Source organism: Cupriavidus sp. SIMBA_020 (assembly GCF_046535395.1).
Classification (GTDB): domain Bacteria; phylum Pseudomonadota; class Gammaproteobacteria; order Burkholderiales; family Burkholderiaceae; genus Cupriavidus; species Cupriavidus campinensis.
On the sequence record NZ_JAWRWU010001364.1, the window covers coordinates 1 to 246 of the forward strand.

Genomic DNA, 246 nt, shown 5'->3' on the forward strand with positions numbered 1-246 from the left:
TTCTTTTCAAACGGCATGGACCCGGAGTACACGGTGCTGGGCCGCGTCGCGCGACGCATCTGGGCCATCGCGATGCGCGAGCGCTACGGCGCGAACGAGCGCAGCCAGAAGCTCAAGTATCACGTGCAAACCTCGGGCCGCAGCCTGCACGCGCAGGAAATCGACTTCAACGATATTCGCACCACGCTGCAGGCGTTGATCGCGATCTACGACAACTGCAACTCGCTGCACACCAACGCATTCGAC

1 protein-coding gene is annotated in these 246 nt (G+C 61.4%); it reads left to right on the forward strand.

All coding sequences use genetic code 11. The annotated features are described in order from the left end of the window. Window positions 1–246 (forward strand): methylmalonyl-CoA mutase family protein (locus SB751_RS33955; RefSeq protein WP_410749490.1); only part of this gene is annotated, 246 nt, incomplete at both ends.